This window comes from Kiloniella antarctica, from assembly GCF_042682825.1.
GTDB lineage: Bacteria > Pseudomonadota > Alphaproteobacteria > Kiloniellales > Kiloniellaceae > Kiloniella > Kiloniella antarctica.
The window spans coordinates 46,106-67,093 of the sequence record NZ_JBHUII010000006.1 but is presented as its reverse complement, the minus strand read 5'-3'; the positions used below and the strand labels follow the sequence as shown (position 1 = coordinate 67,093).

General features: G+C 46.4%; 33 protein-coding genes. 6 read left to right on the top strand and 27 right to left on the bottom strand.

Annotation, left to right across the window (positions count from 1 at the left end; genetic code table 11):
- Positions 1–8: 8 nt before the first annotated feature.
- The 13 genes from ACFSKO_RS13480 to ACFSKO_RS13420 form a co-directional block, all read right to left on the bottom strand.
- Entirely contained in the window at positions 9–371 is a 363-nt protein-coding gene (locus ACFSKO_RS13480) for a gene transfer agent family protein (protein ID WP_380252467.1), read from the bottom strand.
- Positions 371–781, bottom strand: coding sequence for a phage tail tube protein (locus ACFSKO_RS13475; protein WP_380252465.1), 411 nt, complete (start codon positions 779–781; stop codon positions 371–373). Before ACFSKO_RS13475 ends, ACFSKO_RS13480 begins: the two co-directional genes overlap by 1 nt.
- Positions 782–1,022: 241 nt before the next feature.
- Entirely contained in the window at positions 1,023–1,406 is a 384-nt protein-coding gene (locus ACFSKO_RS13470; RefSeq protein ID WP_380252463.1) for a DUF3168 domain-containing protein, read from the bottom strand.
- Positions 1,399–1,914, bottom strand: a complete 516-nt coding sequence (locus ACFSKO_RS13465; RefSeq protein WP_380252461.1) for an HK97 gp10 family phage protein — start codon at positions 1,912–1,914, stop codon at positions 1,399–1,401. Before ACFSKO_RS13465 ends, ACFSKO_RS13470 begins: the two co-directional genes overlap by 8 nt.
- Positions 1,911–2,231: a phage head closure protein gene (locus ACFSKO_RS13460; protein WP_380252459.1), complete on the bottom strand. Its 321-nt coding sequence runs from the start codon at positions 2,229–2,231 to the stop codon at positions 1,911–1,913. Before ACFSKO_RS13460 ends, ACFSKO_RS13465 begins: the two co-directional genes overlap by 4 nt.
- A complete protein-coding gene (locus ACFSKO_RS13455; protein ID WP_380252457.1) occupies positions 2,228–2,785 on the bottom strand; it encodes a head-tail connector protein in 558 nt (185 codons plus the stop codon). The genes ACFSKO_RS13460 and ACFSKO_RS13455 overlap by 4 nt, the downstream gene beginning before the upstream one ends.
- 54 nt (positions 2,786–2,839) lie before the next feature.
- On the bottom strand, positions 2,840–3,292 hold the full coding sequence (locus tag ACFSKO_RS13450) for a hypothetical protein (RefSeq protein WP_380252455.1): 453 nt from the start codon (positions 3,290–3,292) through the stop codon (positions 2,840–2,842).
- Between the two features lie 70 nt (positions 3,293–3,362).
- Entirely contained in the window at positions 3,363–4,646 is a 1,284-nt protein-coding gene (locus tag ACFSKO_RS13445; RefSeq protein WP_380252453.1) for a phage major capsid protein, read from the bottom strand.
- 31 nt (positions 4,647–4,677) lie between these two features.
- Positions 4,678–5,556 carry a S49 family peptidase gene (locus ACFSKO_RS13440; RefSeq protein WP_380252451.1) on the bottom strand — a complete coding sequence of 293 codons (879 nt, stop codon included), beginning with the start codon at positions 5,554–5,556 and terminating at the stop codon, positions 4,678–4,680.
- Positions 5,546–6,769 (bottom strand): phage portal protein, encoded by a 1,224-nt coding sequence (locus ACFSKO_RS13435; protein WP_380252449.1) that lies wholly within the window; start codon positions 6,767–6,769, stop codon positions 5,546–5,548. The genes ACFSKO_RS13440 and ACFSKO_RS13435 overlap by 11 nt, the downstream gene beginning before the upstream one ends.
- Positions 6,770–6,806: 37 nt before the next feature.
- The gene (locus ACFSKO_RS13430; RefSeq protein WP_380252447.1) at positions 6,807–8,603 is read right to left on the bottom strand and encodes a terminase large subunit; all 1,797 of its coding nucleotides are present in this window, start codon (positions 8,601–8,603) and stop codon (positions 6,807–6,809) included.
- Positions 8,563–8,943, bottom strand: a complete 381-nt coding sequence (locus ACFSKO_RS13425; protein WP_380252445.1) for a hypothetical protein — start codon at positions 8,941–8,943, stop codon at positions 8,563–8,565. Before ACFSKO_RS13425 ends, ACFSKO_RS13430 begins: the two co-directional genes overlap by 41 nt.
- Before the next feature lie 179 nt (positions 8,944–9,122).
- Positions 9,123–9,470 (bottom strand): HNH endonuclease signature motif containing protein, encoded by a 348-nt coding sequence (locus tag ACFSKO_RS13420; RefSeq protein ID WP_380252443.1) that lies wholly within the window; start codon positions 9,468–9,470, stop codon positions 9,123–9,125.
- 214 nt (positions 9,471–9,684) lie between these two features.
- Between ACFSKO_RS13420 and ACFSKO_RS13415 the strand changes: the two genes are divergently transcribed.
- On the top strand, positions 9,685–9,873 hold the full coding sequence (locus ACFSKO_RS13415) for a type II toxin-antitoxin system HicA family toxin (RefSeq protein WP_380252441.1): 189 nt from the start codon (positions 9,685–9,687) through the stop codon (positions 9,871–9,873).
- Between the two features lie 14 nt (positions 9,874–9,887).
- Complete coding sequence (locus ACFSKO_RS13410) at positions 9,888–10,373, top strand: type II toxin-antitoxin system HicB family antitoxin (protein ID WP_380252439.1); 486 nt, start codon at positions 9,888–9,890, stop codon at positions 10,371–10,373.
- Here the strand turns inward: ACFSKO_RS13410 and ACFSKO_RS13405 are convergent.
- From ACFSKO_RS13405 to ACFSKO_RS13385, 5 genes are read right to left on the bottom strand one after another with little or no spacing between them, the layout of a single operon-like run.
- Entirely contained in the window at positions 10,370–10,858 is a 489-nt protein-coding gene (locus ACFSKO_RS13405; RefSeq protein ID WP_380252437.1) for a hypothetical protein, read from the bottom strand. The genes ACFSKO_RS13410 and ACFSKO_RS13405 overlap by 4 nt on opposite strands.
- Before the next feature lie 4 nt (positions 10,859–10,862).
- Positions 10,863–11,282, bottom strand: a complete 420-nt coding sequence (locus ACFSKO_RS13400) for a hypothetical protein (protein ID WP_380252435.1) — start codon at positions 11,280–11,282, stop codon at positions 10,863–10,865.
- A 4-nt stretch (positions 11,283–11,286) separates the two neighbouring features.
- Positions 11,287–12,195, bottom strand: coding sequence for a hypothetical protein (locus tag ACFSKO_RS13395; RefSeq protein ID WP_380252433.1), 909 nt, complete (start codon positions 12,193–12,195; stop codon positions 11,287–11,289).
- Positions 12,192–13,010 (bottom strand): HNH endonuclease, encoded by an 819-nt coding sequence (locus ACFSKO_RS13390; RefSeq protein WP_380252431.1) that lies wholly within the window; start codon positions 13,008–13,010, stop codon positions 12,192–12,194. Before ACFSKO_RS13390 ends, ACFSKO_RS13395 begins: the two co-directional genes overlap by 4 nt.
- A complete protein-coding gene (locus tag ACFSKO_RS13385; protein ID WP_380252429.1) occupies positions 12,998–13,546 on the bottom strand; it encodes a hypothetical protein in 549 nt (182 codons plus the stop codon). Before ACFSKO_RS13385 ends, ACFSKO_RS13390 begins: the two co-directional genes overlap by 13 nt.
- A gap of 69 nt (positions 13,547–13,615) precedes the next feature.
- On the opposite strand from ACFSKO_RS13385, the gene ACFSKO_RS13380 reads away from it, so the two are divergent.
- Positions 13,616–14,137, top strand: coding sequence for an NINE protein (locus ACFSKO_RS13380; protein WP_380252427.1), 522 nt, complete (start codon positions 13,616–13,618; stop codon positions 14,135–14,137).
- 24 nt (positions 14,138–14,161) lie between these two features.
- Here ACFSKO_RS13380 and ACFSKO_RS13375 read toward each other — a convergent pair whose 3' ends face one another.
- The 9 genes from ACFSKO_RS13375 to ACFSKO_RS13335 form a co-directional block, all read right to left on the bottom strand.
- Positions 14,162–14,575: a hypothetical protein gene (locus tag ACFSKO_RS13375; protein WP_380252425.1), complete on the bottom strand. Its 414-nt coding sequence runs from the start codon at positions 14,573–14,575 to the stop codon at positions 14,162–14,164.
- A complete protein-coding gene (locus ACFSKO_RS13370; RefSeq protein WP_380252423.1) occupies positions 14,572–15,120 on the bottom strand; it encodes a hypothetical protein in 549 nt (182 codons plus the stop codon). Before ACFSKO_RS13370 ends, ACFSKO_RS13375 begins: the two co-directional genes overlap by 4 nt.
- Positions 15,120–15,341 (bottom strand): hypothetical protein, encoded by a 222-nt coding sequence (locus ACFSKO_RS13365; RefSeq protein ID WP_380252421.1) that lies wholly within the window; start codon positions 15,339–15,341, stop codon positions 15,120–15,122. Before ACFSKO_RS13365 ends, ACFSKO_RS13370 begins: the two co-directional genes overlap by 1 nt.
- Position 15,342: 1 nt before the next feature.
- Entirely contained in the window at positions 15,343–15,675 is a 333-nt protein-coding gene (locus ACFSKO_RS13360; RefSeq protein WP_380252419.1) for a DUF1064 domain-containing protein, read from the bottom strand.
- Complete coding sequence (locus ACFSKO_RS13355) at positions 15,675–16,550, bottom strand: DNA cytosine methyltransferase (protein ID WP_380252417.1); 876 nt, start codon at positions 16,548–16,550, stop codon at positions 15,675–15,677. Before ACFSKO_RS13355 ends, ACFSKO_RS13360 begins: the two co-directional genes overlap by 1 nt.
- Positions 16,550–16,897 (bottom strand): DUF2312 domain-containing protein, encoded by a 348-nt coding sequence (locus tag ACFSKO_RS13350; protein ID WP_380252415.1) that lies wholly within the window; start codon positions 16,895–16,897, stop codon positions 16,550–16,552. The genes ACFSKO_RS13355 and ACFSKO_RS13350 overlap by 1 nt, the downstream gene beginning before the upstream one ends.
- A gap of 318 nt (positions 16,898–17,215) precedes the next feature.
- Complete coding sequence (locus ACFSKO_RS13345) at positions 17,216–17,686, bottom strand: hypothetical protein (RefSeq protein ID WP_380252413.1); 471 nt, start codon at positions 17,684–17,686, stop codon at positions 17,216–17,218.
- Entirely contained in the window at positions 17,670–17,945 is a 276-nt protein-coding gene (locus tag ACFSKO_RS13340; RefSeq protein ID WP_380252411.1) for a hypothetical protein, read from the bottom strand. Before ACFSKO_RS13340 ends, ACFSKO_RS13345 begins: the two co-directional genes overlap by 17 nt.
- Entirely contained in the window at positions 17,942–18,439 is a 498-nt protein-coding gene (locus ACFSKO_RS13335) for a GIY-YIG nuclease family protein (protein ID WP_380252409.1), read from the bottom strand. The genes ACFSKO_RS13340 and ACFSKO_RS13335 overlap by 4 nt, the downstream gene beginning before the upstream one ends.
- Positions 18,440–18,725: 286 nt before the next feature.
- Between ACFSKO_RS13335 and ACFSKO_RS13330 the strand changes: the two genes are divergently transcribed.
- Genes ACFSKO_RS13330 through ACFSKO_RS13320 form a run of 3 tightly spaced genes read left to right on the top strand, consistent with a single transcriptional unit; the run spans position 18,726 to position 20,987 of the window.
- On the top strand, positions 18,726–19,427 hold the full coding sequence (locus tag ACFSKO_RS13330; RefSeq protein WP_380252407.1) for an XRE family transcriptional regulator: 702 nt from the start codon (positions 18,726–18,728) through the stop codon (positions 19,425–19,427).
- Positions 19,428–19,467: 40 nt separating this feature from the next.
- Entirely contained in the window at positions 19,468–20,607 is a 1,140-nt protein-coding gene (locus ACFSKO_RS13325; RefSeq protein ID WP_380252404.1) for a hypothetical protein, read from the top strand.
- Complete coding sequence (locus ACFSKO_RS13320; protein WP_380252402.1) at positions 20,607–20,987, top strand: STAS-like domain-containing protein; 381 nt, start codon at positions 20,607–20,609, stop codon at positions 20,985–20,987. The genes ACFSKO_RS13325 and ACFSKO_RS13320 overlap by 1 nt, the downstream gene beginning before the upstream one ends.
- The last annotated feature ends 1 nt before the right edge of the window (position 20,988 follow it).

Sequence of the window (20,988 nt, the reverse complement as noted above, 5' to 3'; positions counted from 1 at the left end):
AAAAGGGATTAAGTCTGTCTCTTCGCCGCTTTCTCGTTTCCCTCAGCGCTCTTTATTTGCCCACCTGTTATGGCGTGGTTAAAAAAGGCTCTGACAGGTGTTTGAATGTCATCTGATAAAACACCTGCGCCCACGACCATAGGCCCAACCTTATCAAAGATTGCTGGCTCCCCTGCAGCATTCAAACCACGAGTAATAATCGCGGTTATCTCTGATAGAGTGAAGTCGTTTGCGAATACTTTACGGGCCAGAGCCACGATGCCCTTGCCCGTATCAGCCTCAATTTCACAAAGGCACTCGAAGGACGGGACAAGCTTATACTTGTTACCGTCCAGAGTTATTGGCACTTCGCCACGGATTTTGTTTACCATTATGAGTGCGTAGGTTGCCCGGCATTTTGAAGGGTAACGCTATACTCGGTTGCCCCGTCACTTGCGCCACCAATATCAAGTTGCGTAATTGAGAATGCCCCTGAATATTTATCGCCGTTATCATTTAGAACAAGCTCGCAGTTTACTGTCGTTCCTGCCTCCCAGTGACCACGCAAAACATCAATGCCTGTCGTATCAGGCCACACAACAAGGCCAGATGCTGTTACCGTCATATTGCGGGTTCCAGCAAGAGTTGAACCCCAACCGCCTGTAGTTTTGTCAGAGACGTCAATCGCATTTCCCGCGCCGCTCATCCGAGTATCTTTTTGCCCCTTGAGGTCTGTGAACACTTCTGGATCAGCCGCATCGCCAACTTTCAAGATGACCTTTACGCCACTTTCTTTTGCCATTTTCCTTACTCCATAAAAAAAGCCGCTCAGAAGCGGCTGGACTTAACAGATTAATTTTTGTATTTCTGGATCAAGCATTCACGTGAAGGTCTTGACCTTTTTCGAAGCCTGAAAAATCAGGGGTAGTGATTTTAATATTCTCTATCAGTGTGCGTCTTAATTACTCTTGTTAATTAAATTCGCTATAGGGTCGCTTATTTGGCAGGCATCTATGGAATTGGGGGCTTCGGCCCCCTTTTTCCTATCCTTGAACAAAAACCCTAAATCGTTGGACGCCGTGATAAGTATGCCCATCTGGCTCTCGTATAGTGTCACCAAACACCCAACGGACTTCACGAACATCAAAGCCTGCTACTGGAAGGGGTTGTTTGTGTAAGGCTGCGTAAATCTCCGCGCCTAACTCTTTCACTTGTTTACGCCCGGCATAATCTGACCAGGCATGAATAGTCAGCGTGATTTGCTGTCCATCATCCGTTTTTGTGCTGTCATCAGAGGCAGTATCATCGCCAATGGTCACATAAGGAGTCTGAGCGCTTGACGGTACATTGTCATAAACATTGATACTTAGGTCAGTTTTCAGCTTGGTGTATATCGCCTTTTGAACTTCCCATGATGCATCAGCCATTACGTACCATTTTCTTAACTGCGTTATTAATAGCTTCGCCTACACGACGGCGGTTTTCTTTTCTGTTCATTTCAGCGGCTGGCGTCATAAACGGTTGTGCTGGCGTGCCGGGGTGTTGTCCCCCACTGCCAGTCCGACCACCTGTGCCGCTACCTTTTACTTTTCTCTTTTTAACTTTGACGCTGTTATCTCTGCGCTTCAAACTGTGAGGCTTGGTGCCGTACTCGACCCATGCTGGTTCATAACCAATTTTACTGCGCTTTAGCTGCGTCTTAGTTCTAAAACCCATCACAACCTTGAAGCCGTTAGACTGGATGCCGATAGCCTGCTTATCCGCAAGCGCCCGTTTCAATTCAGGATATGGCGCACGTTTTATAGCGTCTTCCCTAACCCTCTCAGCGGCCTCAACCAAAGCTTCTTTAACTTCTTTTGTAATTTCATCAGGCGCACGTTGCAGCAAGCGGCGCAATCTCGCAGCCTGTCGCTTATTGTTCGCCTTTGCACTCACGTGGCGACGCCTAATTCAGCGTTAAACAATAAATATTTCTGACTGCTATCGCCCTCTAAAATTTCTCTCACATTCAGGATTTTAGAACCCCAAACGACGCGCCATGATGATTTGAGTTCACGGCTGCGAATTCTAATTCGATAGAGTGTTGTCGATGCCTCTTTGTCTGCTGTGATCTGCTCACTACCTGAAAGCGGTTTTATGTTGGCCCATATTTTAACAACATCGTTCCACGTCTCTACTGACCCGCCGCCTCCGTCATCAACTGTTGACAATTCCTGTAACGTTATCCGCTCCCGAAGCCGCCCTGTTTTCATGCTAACTCCCAAACCCGATAAGGGTTTAACATTGACTCGGCAGTGTCTATAATTTTACTGTCCACCTCGTCAAAGTAGTACTTTATCAGTAGTAAAATCGCGTGTTTAATATCGTCCGGTACTGCATCAGCATCACCGTAACCAGCCGTGTATTCAATACGAATGCGATCAAGACTTTTAGTGTTATCAAGATCAGGCCATGATTGATTAGGGGCAAGCTTCACAAATGCCTGTCCGAACCGCTCCCCAACCTCATAAACAGAAGTTGCAAGAGTCTGCTCAGCGCCGTCTACATCGTCATACTTTACTGAATTGACAACACCGAGTGGCGGCATTTGTAACCAGATGCAATCAAGCCAGCAATCTAGTGTCGCTGTATAGGTTCTGGCCACCAACGCCCGACCTAATATTGTCTCTGCATGGGACGTTGCAGCCGCTATATGAGACGCAATTAACACATCAGCGTCTGTTGTGTCTTCCATAGACAATTGCCGTTTAGCTTCGTCCAGAGAAACAGGCTTTTCTGCGGCTTGCGTTGTTATTGTGAGGGGCATTGTTTTTCTTTGCAAAAAGAAAGGGTGGCTAATGCCACCCTTATTGGCCTTGATTTAGGCAACAACCTCGGAGATATCGACCGCGCCACCACCATCGGCGGGCTGATACCGAGCATCGTGGCCCAAAATGACAGCTCCAGCATCGCTAGTAGCGGTGCCGACAGTCATAGTTAGGCGCACATGGGTAAAGCCGTTATTTGTATCAAGCTCATCAGATCGACAGTTGATTATAGCTTGGACATCATCTTGGCCACTCGCTTTAGTCAGCTGAGTAATGGCTTTGCCTGTAATATCCTTGGCGCTCCCACCTGATTTATTAGTGGCTTGCTCCAGCTTAGCGTCAAGCGTTGCGCTTGCGCCAAGGGTTCCGGCGCAAACAATAGCTTGAATATTTTCAAAAACAGCCATATCAACCCATCCACTTGATTCATCGCCAGTTGTATAGGCGTCGGGGTCGATGCGAGCAGCTAGAACCGCTCGGTTGCTAGGGAGAATATTTGTATTCATTTCCTTGATCCTTATATCGTCAGAAGCAGAAAACGGAGCCGAAGCTCCGTTTTTATGCGTTCAATATTACTTATGAGCGCTCATTAAGCGTTACAAAATGGCTCTTTTCGTTGCTGCCATTTTTAGGCGTAACCGGAGCGCTCAGATAAGGCTGACCGCCGAAACGGAAAGTCCAGCGGAAAGCAGATAGATCGTAATCAAAATAAAGATGAATTGAGCTATCGAACTTAATCCCACCGCGCTTGGTTGGAGCGTAGTACCCCATTGGGTCAACAAACTGAATATCCCCTTTGTCGCCGAGGGTCTTAGCGTGTTCAGAGAACCGAATTGGCCGACCAAGCAAGAAGCCACCGGGGGCATTTTTAAAGCCGGAATTAGGCGGTGTCCAGATTGACTGCGAACCGATCTGCAACGTCATAATTTCCGGCAAAACATCAGAATTAACAATCCAGTGGGCGCGTCCAGGGTTTAGATTCCGCGAATACATCTTGGCAATGTTTTTGGCAACAACACTATCAGCAGCCTGACCGCTTTCTTTAGCAATAGAAACCAAAGCATCAGAGCCAAAGTAGCCTTTGGGCTTACCAACACCGTCGCCATACATAATGGCGTCAGTTGCTTTCCAGCGGATAGCTTCGGGGGCCTTAACCCGTAGTCGAGATTCCAAACGAGGCGCGTCGTCAAGAAGTTCTTCCGTTGCGGTGACAAAAGCAAACATTTTATGAAGCTTAACTTCACGGCCTTGAGTTTCCATTCGAGACGGATCAAATTTTGACGCCTCAGACGCCCATTTGGCCTGAATGCCTGTTGACCCCCAAGGTGTCGTTTCGTCAGCAAGCATCTGGACTGAGTTTGAGTCTGTCGGCTCACTATCAACCATAGAAAGTAAGTCGTCTTCTGCGAACACAAGCCCCCAAATTTTATCCCGGAAGGATGGAGGCACCATATAACCATCAGAAGAACCGCCTTCACGATGAAAGTTAGCGGGGGTAGCAAGGCGTTCATCAACAGAACGGCCCGCAGGGTTCATCGCATCGCGCACACATGTCGCAAACTCAGCAACACCCCCTGCAAATCCACCGTCATCATCCCCTTTTGGTATTGGTTCGACAAAAGGTCGGGGTGATTCTGTGGTGCGACCCGTTGACGTGACAAGAATGTCACCGCGAGAAGCAACGGCCTCTTTAAGGTCAATCTTTTTCTTTGTTTTATCAAAATTAGACATAAGATCAGCAACCTGCTTTTCTTCATCTTCGGTCAGATCACGGCTTTCTTTGTCAGCCAGATCCAGAATTGCGTTTGCGTCGGCGTTAAGCTGCACGAGCGCGGCCCGCAGTTCAGCGAGAGTTTCCATAGCATATTACTCCTTGCTCGGATGATGCCACTCAGAGGTGGCGGGCGTTCAGCGCAACATGCGCCTTTAATGCTCGAGTGCGTCGAGCTGTTTTCGGGGCTTGTTTACTCCGAATTTCTTGAAGTGTTTCTGTGTGATGTGCGATACCGTCAATTAAGCCATTAGCAAGTGCATCTTCAGCACGGAACATGCGCCCATCAGCGATATTATTCAGGCCTTCAGCGCTCATTGACCGGCCGGAAAGTATTGTTGATTTAAAGTCCTCAAAAATACCATCCACAATCCCTTGTAGGTGTGCGACTTGAGCCTCTGTGACTTCCGTACCTTGGAGACCCATGCTTTTAAACTCACCTGTGTCGATAGGGATTGGTTTTATTCCCTCAGTTCTAAATGCCTCTGAGAAGTCATAAATAGCCATTCTCACGCCAATTGAACCTATTTCACTATCACCACTTGCAATGATTCTTGTGGCTTGGCTGGCAACCCAGTAACACGCAGAGGCACACATGCCGTCCACTTGCGCGATCACTGGTTTTTTGGTGGCTGCTGCAGCAACTGTATCGGCAAGGTACTGTGTGCCAGCCACAGTCCCGCCGGGGCTGTCACACATCAAAATGATAGTTTCAATTTCAGGGTCGTCCGCAGCGGCTGTCACCGCTGCCGCAATAGAGGCGCTACTTGAAAACCCGAGAAACCGGGAAAGAAAGCTGTTCGACTTCATTATTGGGCCAGACACACTTACAATCGCAGTGCGTCCGTCTCTAACGACAGGCAATCCTGAGCGACGTGAATCATCAATTGACATAACGTCAGGATTGAATGTCTGCATCGTTAAGGGGATGCCTGACATAAATCCTTTAAAAGCCACCTCATTCACAGCCCAGTATTGAGAAGTAATATTAATCGGCATCATCTTTTCCTTTCGGAGCTGCCTCTTGACTGCTTCCGCCTTCTTTGTAAGCCTGCTCAACGCTGACCATATTCATCGGTACCATTCTTAAATCGCCTTCCGGTCCGATAGGGTTTTCATCCTCAAGCTCAAGAATGCGATTAACCGACATAGCCCCAGTGCTGAACATGCTTTGGTAGAACTCACCTCGACTTTTTGAATCGCCCCTAAGCAATGCCTTGAGGTTCATTTTTGTGAACAGCCGACCGCTTTCACTTGGCTTAAAAAGCTTTAAATCTGCCTCTTCTTCAAAAGTAACAACCCAAGGAACAATGCAGTCATCAACAACCTCTTGGCTCTGTTGTTCGATATTTGAAAATGTTGCCCTGGTAAGTTCTGCCAGCTTGTGTGGCGGCATTTGAAACCATCTGGCGATCTCAGTTATCTGAAACTGCCTTGAGGATAAGAACTGCGCGTCTTCTGGGGGGATGCCGATTGTTTTAAACGACATGCCCTCTTCAAGAATTGCCACTTTATGTGACCGATTTACGCCCTTGTGTTTAGCTTCCCAACTCTCTCTAAGTCCCTTAGCGGCCTCAGAACTAAGATTTCCCGGATGTTCAAGAACACCCCCCGGATTCGCGCCATTCCCGAAGAAAGCCGACCCATACCGTTCCATTGCGGCACTCAGTGAAAGGCTATCCCTAGCCAATCTTACAGGGCTGTACCCCATCAACCCATCATAAGAGAGACCCTTTACATGATAAATTTGATCGGCGGATAAGATTGTATTTGGCTGGCGTTCGTTACTGACTTCATAAACAAGCTTATTTCGTGAATCTCTATCTGGATTCATCCTGTGTGGCTCAATAGGCCAAATAGCCTCTACGTCGCCATTACGTCTGGCTTCAATTTCTCCGTATCCATTGCCCCAGAGCAAAACATGTGCCGCTAAAGTCTTACGGAAAGTTCGCGACCCCATTTCAGGGTTAGGCTTAAAAGACAGCACATGGTGCAACCGATGATCTGATAGGAGGGATCTTTTGCCCTCCTGTTTTTCGTAAACGCCCCACGGGACAACAGAAACTTTATTTGATATAAAGTTTACAGCCGCCCAAACAGCAGAGTAATTAAGGGCCGTTGCCTCTGTTACATTAACTCCCGCAATGGAAGGTGATGACACAAAGGGTTCTGACCGCCCAACAGTACCGGATGAACTGGTCGAACGGGCCATTCCGAATTTGTCCATCAAGCCCTTGAGCATATTAACCTCAAATTGTTATTAAGCCGCGCTCTTCATACACAGAGTCAGCACCATTAAGTTGACCAGCCTTAGCCGCGCCAATTCCCATCGCTAAAGCCACAGCACCATCAATCCGGCCTGTTGCCTTGCGTTTATCAAATACTTTATTGCCAACGCCGCTTGGGTCTTCACGGGCAACCACAGACGACACATTCCAACGCAGCACCGGATTAATCGGCGTTACAAAACGCTCTTCAATAATTGCGTTTTCGAACTCTTCAATAGAACCCGGCATCCAGAGCGGGTTTTCCTTAGGCTTTCCATGTTCATCAAGAATATGATCGCCCTTAGCATCCTTTAACGCCCCGCCGCGCCTGAACCCCTGAGGGTGTTCAATCATTGGCGGGTAAATGCCTAAATCCGCAAAATCGTCTTCAAGTTCTTTAAATCTGTACCTGTCATACGCAACGGCTTGCAGGTCAAAATCTTCCATAACCTCGCCAAGCCTTGAGCCAATAGAGGCCAGCTTAACAATCTTGCCGTCTGTTGCGTTCAAATAACCTTCATCCACCCACTGCGGATAAGGCACCCGGTCCTGATCTGCCCTATGATGCATCGTCGCGCCCGGCGTCCAGAACTCAACAAAGCAGTGATATTCGTCCTCAACCATAAAGACCAAAGCCAGAGCGGTTAAATCCTTTGAATAGGATAAATCTAGCCCCGCCCAACAAGGTTTTCCGATATAATCAGAAAGCTGAATATCTTTTTCACAAGCGTCCCAAGATTGCTTTGATAACCATGCACTTTCTGCGTCCGTCCATCGGCAAAAATTGAGCCTTAAAACTGTATTCTGCTTACCGGGCATCGCTCTTGCTGCGGCAACCTGTGAGCGCAAGTAACTTTCTTTAATCGTGATCCCTAGAGTTGGATTTGCCTTAGCCCAACAAGTCTCATCTTTGAACGGGTCATCTTTTTCGTCTAGTGCTGCAATGTAGGTAAAGAAATCATCATCGATCACATCACCTTTGCAAATTCTTACGCCGTGTTCGTGTTGCTCATAACAAACCGTTGTCCGGTCCGATCCACTATTTGTTATCATAAACAAAAGTGGTTGCTCTCGGCCCTTAAACCCCGCCTCAAGCATCTCTAAACAAATTCTGTCTTTGTGTTCGTGCAGTTCATCAACCAAAGCACAATATGGTCTTGGCCCTGACTGCCCGTTGTCGTTAGATATCGCCTTAAAAAATGATTCAGTCGGCAAGTGTGATAATTGCCAAACTGGATTGCCACCCGATTTGGTTAATTTCCCATTCAAGTGCGGCGATGCATTGACCATTGATACAGCATCACGAAACAAAATCATTGCCTGATCTTTTTTCGTAGCCGCAGCGTAAATCTCCGCTCGTTTCTCCTTGTCAGCGGTCATCATATATAGGCCGATACCAGCAGCCAACGGGGACTTTCCTGAGCCTTTCCCTGTTTCTACATAGGCCGTTCTAAATCTTCTATTTCCGTTATCCTTCTTCCAGCCGAACAGCGACCCAATTACAAAGGCTTGCCAATCAGCAACAAGAAAAGGGACAACTTCACCCTCTCTAAGATCAAGAACAGTTAGAACTACTTTAAAATATTCAATTACCCTTGCGGCAGCTTCATGATCAAACCAGAGGCCTCGCTTGTAGCCGCTTTCCAAATCATCCAAGTGACGCTTGCAAGCCCCCCGAACATGAGGCCCCGCAGGAAAATCACCATCGACAACACCCTGTGCGTATGCAGTCGCCCTATCAGTTAAAGAACTTAGCTGCCGGGTCTTCTTTTTCGCCATTAGGAATTGTTATCTTTGTAATGTCCGAGGGTGACCCACCCATTGAAGAGATACACATTCGAAGTTGGGCCAGTGCGGAGATATTCAATCCCCCTCCGCTGATCATTGTCCCTCTTAATTTGCAAGCGATCTCCAGTAAGCATCGGTCTGATTCCTTGAGCCAAGGGAACTCTTTCTTGAAACCTTCCCATACTCCGGCCTCCGCCTCATTCATAAACTCTGACGGCTCACCGAGAGGCTTTAAACCTTCTGGCTCTGATCGCGCAGAATATCTGCCCTTGTTCTTCTGGTCCTGCCCTGTAGCCCTTGCCTTATCGAGTGGCGTTCTAGGTCGAGGCATAGTCCTGGTATCCAAATTTTTGAATTGTGGCGTTGAAAATGTAACTCCCCTCGGCGGTCCCCCGCCTTAAGACCATAGACTTTTACCCCTCCCCCCCTTTTAGGAAGGTCAGAGATAAGCACGTATAGTCATAGACATGGGAGTGATGAACTAGAGACATCCAAACGCACCAGTGAGCTTTAAAATCGATTACTTTTATTGAACGGATGCGACCCATCAACAGGCCAGCCGTCGGAGCCTATCTCGCTAGAGTAACCACGCTTCTCTTCTGCTTGCTTGGTGCTGTTATGGCACCGAGTACATAACGCTTGATGGTTCTCAGTATCCCAGAATAACTTATTACAGCCTTTGTGTGGTTCAATGTGATCCACCACGTTCGCACTGGTTATAATCCCCTTGGCCTTACACTTCACGCACAGCGGGTTATTAGCTAAGAAGCCCTTCCGATACTTGCGCCAACGGTGATCGTATCCACGCGCTCTTGAGCTACCACGCTTGCGGTCTATCTCTTTCCAGTTCTTAGTCATAACCAACGCAAAAAGCCCCACCGAGAGGCAGGGCTTGAAGACACGTTTTAGAAACTATCAAAAAGATATCACTCAGACCCGTAGTCGTCAACATACAATAAACAAACTATGATCAAATCAAGAACACTTAAATAAAATACACACATTATACTTATATTTATTATTGACATCAATTCATAACGAGCGTACATTATACTTATCAGAGGGGAACAAGATGCGATCTAGGGACGTTATTAAAAAGATTGAGGCAGGTGGCTGGTACTTAGTTGCGACTAAGGGATCACATCATCAGTTCAAGCACCCAACGTTACCCGGTCGCGTTACTATTCCTCACCCTAAGAAAGAATTAGCAACTGGAACACTTAAGTCAATTGAGAAGCAATCAGGCGTCAAATTAAGGTAAAGGAGTAAGAGACAATGAAACAGTATTACCCTGCTGTGATTGAGAAAGACCGAGAAGATCTTTATGGCGCAGTCTTTCCTGATCTACCCGGTTGCGTTACATCTGGCGAGTCTGTGCATGACGTAATGGTTATGGCTGAAGAGGCTTTATCCTTACACATTACTGGCATGCATGAGGATGGTGACGAACTGCCAACACCCTCAGAAATTAACAGCTTGAGCAATGAGGATACATCTGACGCGCACTGCATTACCTTGGTTGGCGTCACCCTTCCTGGTAAAAAGAAGCGTTATAATTTTACTATCGACGAATACCTAATTGATCGCATTGATGCCATCTCAAACAATCGGAGTGAATTCCTCGCCCAAGCTGCAAGGGAGCGTCTTGACGAAATGGCTAAGAAGAGAATGGTTATGGTTGACGATATCGAAGATGAGGATGATTATAAAGATCCCGATCTATATACCGCGATATCAGATTATGGATCTCATGGGGGTTAACCACTAGGCATCCCATAATGATCAGCTAAGAAGTCGAGTGACAAGGATAATCCATACATGCCGCCGTCTTTGTTGTGACCATGAGCCTTGGCGTGGTCCGCTGCTGTTGTCTCGTGCAGACATACGTTAACGACAAGGGATCGCATCGAGAGAGGCAACGCACCCAACGCCCCAACAAAGCTATGCCAGTTGATACTCTGACGCTCAGACATATCCCGCTTAGACCCGCCACCATCAACCCGCACAGTCAATGCAGCCACTTGCACAGGTGACCGCCCCGCATTGTACCAAGTCGTATACAGCCTGTCCCCAGCCTCCCATTGACGATAGGTGATATTACCCCGCACTTTGTACCGATCGATTAACCGTTGATCACTGACACGGTGTGCGAATACTCCAGCTTGCTCTGTGAGAATGCCGCTCTCGATGGTTCTGCCTTGTTGGCGTTGCCACTTGATAATTCGGTCTTCGCCTGCTCTGCTCAAACCCTCACCCCTCCGCTTTCATCAAATCACCGAAACTGCTCATCTGGCCTCGTTGGTGATCACGCCCCACCAAAGATAAGCGTTGTCTAATTCCTCTCAATAGCGTCTTCCGTGTCGCGTCTAACGGCGAGAGTGTTCGTTCCAATGTTTCCCATTCGGGCCACCACTTTTCTGAACCTGCCAACTTAAGCGCCAGCAAAACGCAATCAGCCGGATATCTCTCAAGCTCATCCGCATAAACTTCGAGCTGCAACTCTGCTCGTGTTTCATCCATATTTCGGCTTGATGTTTTAACCTGGAGCCTCAAAAGCTCTTTCACGATTTCAGCTCTTGGCAATGGGGACAGAGACAACACTGCAACCCGTTCAGCTTCCATCAATTGACCGTCTGTTGGTTGTCCAGAAATCACGACACCTTCAATCACATCCCTAGCTCCCCCGTTCTTGGGAAAGAGCGTCTTTTTCTTGAGCCCTACTGAGCACCCGAGCGCCAATTTCACCGAACTTAGAATTGCTTGATCGTTGTCCCGGGGATGCCCCTGAGCCAAACGCTCCGCTGCTTTCAGTGCTACGGATGATCCAATTTTGCCAAGTTCTGTGCCAATCGAGCTTGATGGCTTTAGTCCCGCTAAGCCCCGTCCAGTAGTTCCTGAATTTGAGGGCTTCTGTTGCAATCCGTTCATCGTTCAAGCCTTTCTGCTTGGCAAAATCTAAGTCGGCTAGTTTTGGCTCCCAATTTTCATGAAGCCGCGTTCCTCGTTTGGATTGTGGCTTATCTGGCCTGAGAGGTTTAGCTGTAGCCTCTAGGGGAAAATCGGAATCATCGGTTTTTTTTGGAACTACGTTAGTAGTTCTTTTTAATGGAGCAGGAGTAGGAGTAGGAGTAGGAGTAGGGGCATTGCTCGATTGATGCTGTGGCATTGGCTTAGCATTGCTAGTAGTATGCTCCAAGCATTCATCTGATGTGCTAGAAGCATTATTATCAGTCTCCGTTTTTCGCTTCCCCCACCTTGCTGCGGCTGCGTTACGGGCCTTTTCGCTGCGCTCTTCTGCGTGAAAAATATAACCTTGATGATCCTCCCAAGTATGGAGTTTCAAGTCTTCATCTAGCCATGTTCCGAGAATAGCCGCGTGGAACTTACCTTCTTCTCCTGTCCAGCCAGCAGCTATTTCGATATCATCAATATCTAACCCTGCGAGGTCGCCTTTTGGTCTGTTTTCAGCAGCCCAACACCACAACTGAGTAAGGCAAAAAGCGCCCTCGTGACCAATCTTCCTAATGAGTTTGATCGTCTTAGGGTGGCTATGAAAACCGCATTGAAGACGGATATCAGTCATTGCTCTGACCTCTCTTTCATCACGCAGATATAATCTTCCACTTTTTCCTTGAATTGGGTCCAATTATTGCAAGTTTTTGCCAAATATTTTACACCCTCTAGATCAGCGTCATAACTCACCGCATCTTCAAGTAAGTCCATGATGTAACTTTCATTTACATAAACCCTGTTCCTAAGAATTCCTCGAATATAATAGAGTTCGCGAAGGTATGGCTTTTCCTTGGTTCTGCGCTTAACGCTTGATATTCTAGGTACATAATCAAACGCCTTATTCCATGATTCGGAAGTGGCTTCTTCGTCATTATCCCAATCTAGATACTGGGAAAAAGAGCTATCAATAGCATCAAGAATTTCGTCAAATGAATAGCGCTTTAGCCACTTTCTAATATCTCTCTTGCCACTGTCATTTGGGGAAAGTTGAGATTTAGTGCTAATTGCTTCGCAAATCATATCGACAGTTATTTTGTCAATATCCTCAACATCCCGCCGCCAATCCATAATCATCTCTAATTGGATACGGCGCTCATTTAGTTCTTCAAGTTGTTGTCGCTGCTTTTCTACAACTGTATTATCATCAAGCTTCCTTGCGCCCTTACCCCGATTGCATGAAAAGCATGATGTGATTAAGTTGATTAGACCATTATCACCACCATTTGCCACAGCCTTAATATGATCAACTTCAAGGACAACATTTGGAGCTGCGTTTCCACAATATTGGCACGTAAAGCTATCTCGCTTGAATACTTCAAAACGCGTTTTTTTCGTTAAATTTTTTCTTTTCTTAGTATTGGTTTTTTTTGAATTTACTTTTGACATTCCGCGCTCCCTTCCTTAACCGCATAGCTTGAAAGAAGCGGCTTAACGAGCCTGATAATATCTGAATTGTCAGTGTGCTTAGATACGAAATTAGCAGCTAAAAAAGCGCCCTTCTTTTCAGAATCAGATAGCTCGTTAATGAGCTTTAGGAACTGAACAGCAACACGGATTTTACCTCTAATGTCCTGCTCTTGGTGCGGACACAGTACATGCTTTGCTTTAGATGATTTCTCAGGGAAATGGAGCTTGTGAATAGTCGCAGTTGTGGCTTTGGGAGTGTTAGGCATTTTACGCCTCCGTTGGGTTATATTAACCCGACCACTGCCAACGCCAATTAGCTGGTGGCCGGACACACAGGATTGGCGTACTCTCCCAACGGAAAGAGCGTCCCGAAGGACTCCCATGCGCCCAGCCATAAGAAGCAAAAAACACGCTCTCGTGGCGTGTTGGACGCCGTTGGTAATGCGGTTCAAGAGAGACGCCAATCCCAATACTTGAACAACACCACTATAGGCGATTGCTTCTTTTTTTGTCAATAATGAAGAAAGTTCTGGACTTGAATTGTTGTTGTCGTGATTATTTCTCGTAAAAGAGGAGTAATAAAAATGGCTGAATATGCTGAATACCATTCTAGAAAGAAGTCTTTGCCTGTCGCGTTGTTGCTCTGGCTTCTCTTCGGTGGAGTTGGCGCACACAGATTTTATCTTGAGGACGGTAAAGCAATTTTCTTCATGCTTGGTTTTGCAGCGGTTTTTATATCGGCCTTTGCTGCGCCACAAGCGACCCCAATTCTCGCAATAATCTATGCTGGTGCCATTTTTATTGACCTGTTTTGGGTGTTCTCTGGTGTAGAAAAATTCAACCAAACACTTGTGAATGGGATCTCTCAGGAACAAGCCCTCGCCGAAGCTAAAAACAACCCTGTTAAATCCTGCCCAGATTGCGCTGAGAAAGTTAAAGCCGCAGCAAAGAAGTGCCGCTTTTGTGGCTTCGAGTTTCCCGCTGAAGACATTAAATCTATCCCTAAAAAGCAAATTAAAATCCAAGACATAAATGAGTCGATTATGGACGGAAAAAAATTGGACAAAATTGAGCGGGAATTTAGCAACAGAAAATGGCCTGATTAATTGCCCCGCCTCGACACCAGCCATCTACGCCGCCCCCGCACATTCAGTCCAAGCCACAGAAGATTTACAGCCCTTGCAAATCCAGTTATTCTTATGCTCAATCCAGAACTTCTCGCGACACTTAAGGCAGTTGCGTTTTTTCTTGATCGGTGCGGCTTTTGGCTTTGAGTTATTGTGCGCCACAGACGGCCTTCTTGTTACAGGGCCAACCTGAACGTCTGTCATAAACAATACAGCGTGAATCGTTTGTTTTTGAAGTGGGCCTGACTTAGTAACCACGCCAGAAGTAACCAAATAGTGCAGATGGTTAGAGAAACTTTTCGGAGCATAACCACTTGCGCTTACGAGCGCTCTATAAGGCATTTTTCTTTCTGGATTTTTTGCGATAACCCGAAAGATATTATACTCAGCAGTTCTAAGGTTGATTTTATCCGTCATTCCGCCGCCCTCATTTCCGGGAGTTCACGCCCTACAAATCGGGTACTAAACTCTGTTCCATCAAGCCCGAAAAACAGATACCAGGCGCAGTTATCTTTCCCGGTCATCTTGCTGTCAGGTATCCATTTAACCCGGCCTACAGACACGACTTTCACGCAACGCTTCATAAGTTCCGCGCTTTGCTTTGTGTGCATCCAGTCCGCATCGAAAAGCAGCCATGTAGGCGCTATGTCTGATAGGTGAACGATTAACGGGTGTAGTATTTTTCGGTCCCAAGGCGGGTTTGTGATAAAAAAATCCGCATTTGTTTTATTAATGTGAAAAGCATCAAATTTAGCTATATCATTTCGTTGAGGCTCTATGTCGCAAGAGTATGTGCATAAGTGACCAGCTTGCTCTATAAAGTCTTGCAATTGACCATTACCAGCACATGGCTCTTCAAATGTTGAACCTTTATGAAGATGAGGAAGCAAAGGGATTACAGCCTCGTAAGGTGTCCAGTAACTATCCCTTGGCTTGCGTTCAAAATCAGATCTCTTACCCATCACCCGCCCCTCTTCTCTCTACCGAACAACTGCTGAAACTTGCTCATCCATCCCACTGACTTGATAAGATCCTGATCCTGTGAGCGGTTATGCTCTCTCAGCGCGTCGTGTGTGGCTTCTCGGAGTGGCGGGTATGTCTCGTGTTGCCGACGCTTATCTCCAACCTCTAAAGCTTTGCGGTGCCGTCTGTAGAACTCGTTCCAATTGTTGCGTTGTTTCATCTCAAACCTCTGTAATCTCATAGCCGTAGATCGCAGCAAAAAGCTTGTTCTTGATCCGGTACGTTGGGTTCTTTTTCGTGATGGCGCTCTTAACGTCCTCAACCACTTCGCCACCACCTTGCACGAGGTAATAAAAGTCAGCGACATACGTGCAGATACGCTTGTCTTCCACGACGAACGGGAAACGCTTTTGAAGCTCCAGTCCCTTGATTTCTCCGGCACGTTCGAGCAGCTTTAGTTCGTGATATCGCTTTAGCTCCTTCTTGCTGTCGAACTTGATGCCGTCGTACTCGACTTTGACGTTGCGGTATTTTGGACGTTTGGTTTTGAGCATTATTCCGCTGCCTCCGCATAACGAGAAGCTTTGTCCTCGAGGATCGCGTAACCAATTAGCTCAGGAATATTTGGAACTACGGCGTTTCCGCATCCTTCAAGTCTGTCCACCCAATAGGGAACCCCATCACGACTTCCGCAAAACAAGGGTTCAGGTATATCGGGTCTTCCTTGCAAGTCCTCAGCCCTTCGGACATCTTCGCACCACGAAAATGCGTTGACCCCCGATACCGATCGCGGCTTGCTCCCTTGAATTCGTTCTTTGATATCGTCGGCAAAAAAGTGCGTTTCACTGCTGCGGGAAATCCGTTTCTCATGTTTGAAATGTCGAAGTTCCCCCTTTTTTGTCCGTCGTTCGCTCGAGGGGTAGGAAATAATCCATACGCGATCCCTTCGGTGAGGGGCGCCAACGGCGCTAGCCGGTATGCAATGCCATTCTGCATTATACCCGATCGAGGCCAAGTCTCTGAGAATTCTGCCAAACCACCCGCCTCGTTGTTCGCTAGGGCCACTAAGCAAGTTTGCGACGTTCTCCACGATTGCGTGCTCAGGTCCAACTTCGTCAATAATTCTACAGAGTTCAGACCAGAGGCCAGAGCGCTCCGCTCCAATACCTTTTTGATTTCCAGCGATACTGAGGTCTTGGCAAGGAAAGCCGCCTGTGACGACATTTGGGGTAATTCCATCGGCAACAAGTTGCTTTGCTGTGACATTCCGAACGTCCTCATATATCGGCACACCAGGCCAATGTTTTGCTAATACTTTCCGTGGGAACGGCTCAATCTCGCAGAACGCGACGGTTTCAAAACCACCTGTGCGCTCAAGGCCGAGAGAGAAGCCGCCAATACCTGAGAAGAGATCGAGAACTTTCAGCATCAGATCATGCCGACAGCATGTTTATAGACATCAATTAGCTCTTCTTGCTCCAAGCGTTCCTGCTGCTCAATCTTCCGTAAGCTTACTATCTTCCGCATGATCTTGGTGTTGAAACCTAAAGACTTCGCTTCCGAATATATCTCTTTAATATCGTCCGCGATTGCCTTTTTCTCTCCTTCCAATCTTTCCACACGTCCTATAAATCCGCGAAGGCGATCAGCAGTAACACCGTTGATTTCGCCGCCATTGAGAGCCTTCAAACTTGTCTCAGGCCGTAACTCATCCGGTTGAAACGCCTCTTGTTGGCCTTCTAGGTGTTGGGTTGGGCTGTCGTGTTCTGTAAGCATTGTGGTTCCTAGAAAAAAGGCGGTGCGGACCAAACTCAACTCCCGCACCGAGTTGAACAGGGAGATTCCAGGCATATAGCGGTCACTGGCGCTTAGGGTTGTGAACTGCGTCACAGAAGAAGGCTGAAAAGGTCGATCCGTTTTAGTCAGGATCTGGTAGCCGTGGACTGCCGCGATTTCAGTGGGGGAACTAAAATCAAAATCGGTATTCACGCGCCGACACGCTCAATTCCACTAATGCAATTCCAACCCTCATCTCTGAGGCAGTGTTGCAGTTGTTTTTGGAGATAAGGCACAACTGCAAAAGCCTCGGGGGTGTTATTCGGCTGCGTTACTCACGCGCCTTTGTTGCCGGTACTTACTCAAACTGTCGTGGATTTTCTGGACGCTGAATAATATCGTTTCAGCCTTCTTAATCAGGTCATCCAGTTCTTGATTGGTTAAATGCCCGTCTTCCATAGCCTGAGTGGCGGCAACACAGAACGCGCCCAAATCCCCACCTAGAGCCGCAGCCATTAAAAGCGGATTAACTTCCCGTACTGGCGATGAAAGCTCATTCGTTAGATCAACCAGGTATTGGGAAATAATGCGTTGTCCGGTGTGGGCTTCTAAATCAGCAACAACATCGATCGGCATAAACTGAGGGCTGGTATTGCTCACATATCCAGAGATTGAAGATTCGCACGCTCTTGAAATTTCAGCCGCGTGTTTGCCGCCACCGCAAAGTCTGACAAGTTCACGAGCCAAGTTTTTGAGAGGCGCATAATCAGCCCTAGCAAGGTAACGCATTGAATTTCCCTCTACTTAATTCAAATGACTTTAGGTTCACTGTTGTGAAAGTTTGGAGGCAACGAACAACCACAGGACGACCACCATGAGAAACGACGCCAACTGCATCCGTAGACCGACCGAGATCATCAGCGCGGCCATGTTTGCGTTGCAGGATCTCGAAGCCAGCAGCAAAGACATTGCGGATCATGTGACGGCACATGCTGCACGGAATGCGATTAAGCAACTGAGCGAGACGGAGCATGGGTTGATGGCTCATGCTTCTACGCTTCCGGGGTTCTTTGGGGTGTCGTAGAAATCGTTAGGTTGGAATCTTTCTGGGTAAATCGAACATAGCCTCGCTATAGAGCGCACTGTTAAGGGGGAAATTTCTGATACAGATGACAACCCTGTAAGTCGCCGCAGTTCGGCAGTGCTTGTTTTTAATTTCTGAAGGGTAGCCTTAGTTAGCCATATGCGGCTTGTGCTTGTTGGCTCATCGGGGATAAGTCTATTTCTAACCTCGGCCCTTGCATCTTCAGCAATTTCAAGTAGTTGCTTACTTGGTTTAAACCACTCAGAATGAAGGCGATCTTTTGCAAAATATTCATGCAACCAGTACTCAACATAAGGCCCCCCAGAAACGACCCCTATCAACTCAAGTTCAACTGGGGACATGTTCATAAGGCCCTTGAGCCGATTATCCACTTTCGTTGTGCGCCCTATCCGAATAGGTCCGCCATTAACGGGGGCGATGAAGTATACAAAGCTCATTGAGTCGCTCCCCCGTAAAAGTCGTTTGGGCAGACCGCACCTTTAGTTTTTTTGGAGATTATTTTCATGACCTTTGACGAAGGAAAGCAATCGCCTTTAATCCAACGACCGACGGTCATGTGCTTGACGCCGACCAAATTCCCGAATTTCTCTAGGGTAAGGCCGTTCTCTTTTATGTATTGCTCTACTTTCATATGCACATTGTGCACTTTACGCACAATAATGCAAGAAAAAAATGTGCGTTTACCGCTCGTGACTTTCTGTGCATAAAGTGCACACTTACAAAATGAATATTAGAGAGATTAGAAAACAGTCAGGTCTTACCTTGGAAGAGGTGGCCGAAAGCCTTGATGTGGCTCATTCAACTGTACTTCGGTGGGAGAAGGCGGAAACCTCCCCTCCTATGAAAAAGCTTGAGGCGTTAGCGTCATTATTCAAGGTCACATTGGCTCAGTTAATTGACAGCCCGGGTTCATCAACCCCACCCCTCCCAAGCAACGTCGTCGCAATAGGCCGTCAACCTAATATGGACGCCGTAACGACAGTTCCGGAGATTGACGTTCGCGCAGGTATGGGCGGTGGTGGTGAGGCTAGTGTTGACTACTGGCATGATGAAAACGGTAACAGCTTCCCAAGAGACGCCGTGAAAGAGCAGTGGCAGTTTCCAACGGAACACATTCGGGTAAAGCTTAGTACGCCACCAGAGAAAGCCGTGATCATCGAGGTCGAAGGCGATTCAATGTCGCCTACACTTCACTCTGGCGATCATGTGATGATCAATACAGCGGATACACGCCCTTCTCCACCAGGTATCTTTGCGATCAACGATGGACTTGGACTGGTAGTCAAGCGTTTGGAGTTCATTCCTCACTCAGAGCCTATGACTTGTCGGGTGAGTTCGGACAATAAACACCATTCTGAGTACGAGCGAAGCGCTGAGGAATTGCAGGTTATAGGGCGGGTGGTTTGGTTTGGGAGGAAGGTTTGAGAGATTTTTGTTTTTTTATCTATAGAGCTAAAAATTATTTATGAAAAAAATTTTTATTGAGCAATCCCTTTTCCACTCCATCAGATCTACCAAAAGACATAAGAGACGAAAAAGAAAAAATGCTCCTGTTAAAAAATTAAGAAAAGATACTTTTTCTCAAGAAAAGGCTATTGCCTTACTTAAAGTACATGGTAAGCCTCTAAGAATGCCTGAGGTTTTTTGTCTAGATGAAAACTGCAAAGAAACTATGAGGTTTATACAAAATCAAAGAGATTTAATTTTTTCAGATATTAAACTACTGAAAAAGAAAGCCACCAAAAAACCACATCCATTAAAACAATCGTGGCATTATACTGATTTTACTACTGCAAAAAAGATTGGCACTTCAGCTGCCCTTGTATTAGCAGCTGATTATGATCGGTTCCAGATACTTACGAAGAAGAAGTTATATGCAATCGATTTTGATCAATGGGAAGATACCATTAAAAATACACTCGACGATCTAGGATTCTTAAAGATATTTAATATTAAGAATGACAACAAAATACCTATCACCAACAAAACTAAAACACTACAATTCATGTCAGCTAGAAACGCAGACGATACAGTCACTCCGGAACTTATAGAAGGGATAAAAGGGTTCGTTGACGGCTTAGAAGATGTTAGCCTATTACTCTTAGGCGACGCCATATCAGAAGCAATGACAAATGTAGGTCATCATGCTTATCCTGAAGATTACAAATACACTTTTCAACACATCAATAAATGGTGGACTACCGCATCATACAATCCTGAAGAAAAATTACTTTCGGTTGCTTTTTACGACCAAGGAGTTTCAATACCAATCTCTTTAAGAAATAACCATCTTTCTGATATTGCAAAAAGATTGTTACAACAGCTTAAAGGAATTGCAGGTTTTGATAATCAAAGTGATGCTGAGATGATTGATTTAGCAATACAAATTGGAAAGACAAGCACAAACCGTTCAGAAAGAGGTAAGGGTTTACATGATATATGCAGTACACTGGACCAATGTGCTGAAGGTTACATTCGCATCTTGAGTAGACATGGCGAGTACCTATATAAGAAGGAGCAAGAGAATTCTGAAGGATATGGCACTTTAATTTCTCACAGTAACTCAATTGGCGGAACACTTATTGAATGGGGCATGAAAGTATAATGAAAAATACCTCCAAGCTTTCAAACTCAATGCAAATAAAAATAGCGGAAGATTTTTCTAAAGCTCCTGCTGGGAGATACGAAAGCGATGGACCAGCAAACGGGACCACTTTCAGAAAAAAAATCTTAGAACCTAATTTGCGTAATAAAGACCTAACAGATCTCTATATAAATTTTGACGATACCTATTCTTATGGCTCGTCATTTTTAGAAGAAGCTTTTGGTGGATTAATCAGAGAATCAAAAATTCCCTTTAAAGATCTTGAAGCTAAACTTCACCTAGAAGCAGAGAAGCCAGCATACAAAAGGTACTGCGATCTTGCTTGGAGATACATTAACGCTGAAGAAGAAAAGCATTCTTCACAAGCGTTACATACTTAGT

Excerpts from the sequence above, each read along its gene's own strand:
- ACFSKO_RS13395 (WP_380252433.1), bottom strand. The coding sequence starts at position 12,195 with ATGACTGATATCCGTCTTCAATGCGGTTTTCATAGCCACCCTAAGACG.
- ACFSKO_RS13375 (WP_380252425.1), bottom strand. The coding sequence starts at position 14,575 with ATGACGGATAAAATCAACCTTAGAACTGCTGAGTATAATATCTTTCGG.
- ACFSKO_RS13345 (WP_380252413.1), bottom strand. The coding sequence starts at position 17,686 with ATGCGTTACCTTGCTAGGGCTGATTATGCGCCTCTCAAAAACTTGGCT.
- ACFSKO_RS13330 (WP_380252407.1), top strand. The coding sequence starts at position 18,726 with ATGAATATTAGAGAGATTAGAAAACAGTCAGGTCTTACCTTGGAAGAG.
- ACFSKO_RS13340 (WP_380252411.1), bottom strand. The coding sequence starts at position 17,945 with ATGAGCCATCAACCCATGCTCCGTCTCGCTCAGTTGCTTAATCGCATT.
- ACFSKO_RS13455 (WP_380252457.1), bottom strand. The coding sequence starts at position 2,785 with ATGCCCCTCACAATAACAACGCAAGCCGCAGAAAAGCCTGTTTCTCTG.
- ACFSKO_RS13365 (WP_380252421.1), bottom strand. The coding sequence starts at position 15,341 with ATGAAACAACGCAACAATTGGAACGAGTTCTACAGACGGCACCGCAAA.
- ACFSKO_RS13445 (WP_380252453.1), bottom strand. The coding sequence starts at position 4,646 with ATGGAAACTCTCGCTGAACTGCGGGCCGCGCTCGTGCAGCTTAACGCC.
- ACFSKO_RS13380 (WP_380252427.1), top strand. The coding sequence starts at position 13,616 with ATGGCTGAATATGCTGAATACCATTCTAGAAAGAAGTCTTTGCCTGTC.
- ACFSKO_RS13480 (WP_380252467.1), bottom strand. The coding sequence starts at position 371 with ATGGTAAACAAAATCCGTGGCGAAGTGCCAATAACTCTGGACGGTAAC.
- ACFSKO_RS13390 (WP_380252431.1), bottom strand. The coding sequence starts at position 13,010 with ATGTCAAAAGTAAATTCAAAAAAAACCAATACTAAGAAAAGAAAAAAT.
- ACFSKO_RS13425 (WP_380252445.1), bottom strand. The coding sequence starts at position 8,943 with ATGCCTCGACCTAGAACGCCACTCGATAAGGCAAGGGCTACAGGGCAG.
- ACFSKO_RS13335 (WP_380252409.1), bottom strand. The coding sequence starts at position 18,439 with ATGAGCTTTGTATACTTCATCGCCCCCGTTAATGGCGGACCTATTCGG.
- ACFSKO_RS13435 (WP_380252449.1), bottom strand. The coding sequence starts at position 6,769 with ATGGCCCGTTCGACCAGTTCATCCGGTACTGTTGGGCGGTCAGAACCC.
- ACFSKO_RS13430 (WP_380252447.1), bottom strand. The coding sequence starts at position 8,603 with ATGGCGAAAAAGAAGACCCGGCAGCTAAGTTCTTTAACTGATAGGGCG.
- ACFSKO_RS13415 (WP_380252441.1), top strand. The coding sequence starts at position 9,685 with ATGCGATCTAGGGACGTTATTAAAAAGATTGAGGCAGGTGGCTGGTAC.
- ACFSKO_RS13320 (WP_380252402.1), top strand. The coding sequence starts at position 20,607 with ATGAAAAATACCTCCAAGCTTTCAAACTCAATGCAAATAAAAATAGCG.
- ACFSKO_RS13440 (WP_380252451.1), bottom strand. The coding sequence starts at position 5,556 with ATGCCGATTAATATTACTTCTCAATACTGGGCTGTGAATGAGGTGGCT.
- ACFSKO_RS13360 (WP_380252419.1), bottom strand. The coding sequence starts at position 15,675 with ATGCTCAAAACCAAACGTCCAAAATACCGCAACGTCAAAGTCGAGTAC.
- ACFSKO_RS13450 (WP_380252455.1), bottom strand. The coding sequence starts at position 3,292 with ATGAATACAAATATTCTCCCTAGCAACCGAGCGGTTCTAGCTGCTCGC.
- ACFSKO_RS13470 (WP_380252463.1), bottom strand. The coding sequence starts at position 1,406 with ATGGCTGATGCATCATGGGAAGTTCAAAAGGCGATATACACCAAGCTG.
- ACFSKO_RS13325 (WP_380252404.1), top strand. The coding sequence starts at position 19,468 with ATGAAAAAAATTTTTATTGAGCAATCCCTTTTCCACTCCATCAGATCT.
- ACFSKO_RS13355 (WP_380252417.1), bottom strand. The coding sequence starts at position 16,550 with ATGCTGAAAGTTCTCGATCTCTTCTCAGGTATTGGCGGCTTCTCTCTC.
- ACFSKO_RS13370 (WP_380252423.1), bottom strand. The coding sequence starts at position 15,120 with ATGGGTAAGAGATCTGATTTTGAACGCAAGCCAAGGGATAGTTACTGG.
- ACFSKO_RS13420 (WP_380252443.1), bottom strand. The coding sequence starts at position 9,470 with ATGACTAAGAACTGGAAAGAGATAGACCGCAAGCGTGGTAGCTCAAGA.
- ACFSKO_RS13460 (WP_380252459.1), bottom strand. The coding sequence starts at position 2,231 with ATGAAAACAGGGCGGCTTCGGGAGCGGATAACGTTACAGGAATTGTCA.
- ACFSKO_RS13475 (WP_380252465.1), bottom strand. The coding sequence starts at position 781 with ATGGCAAAAGAAAGTGGCGTAAAGGTCATCTTGAAAGTTGGCGATGCG.
- ACFSKO_RS13350 (WP_380252415.1), bottom strand. The coding sequence starts at position 16,897 with ATGCTTACAGAACACGACAGCCCAACCCAACACCTAGAAGGCCAACAA.
- ACFSKO_RS13410 (WP_380252439.1), top strand. The coding sequence starts at position 9,888 with ATGAAACAGTATTACCCTGCTGTGATTGAGAAAGACCGAGAAGATCTT.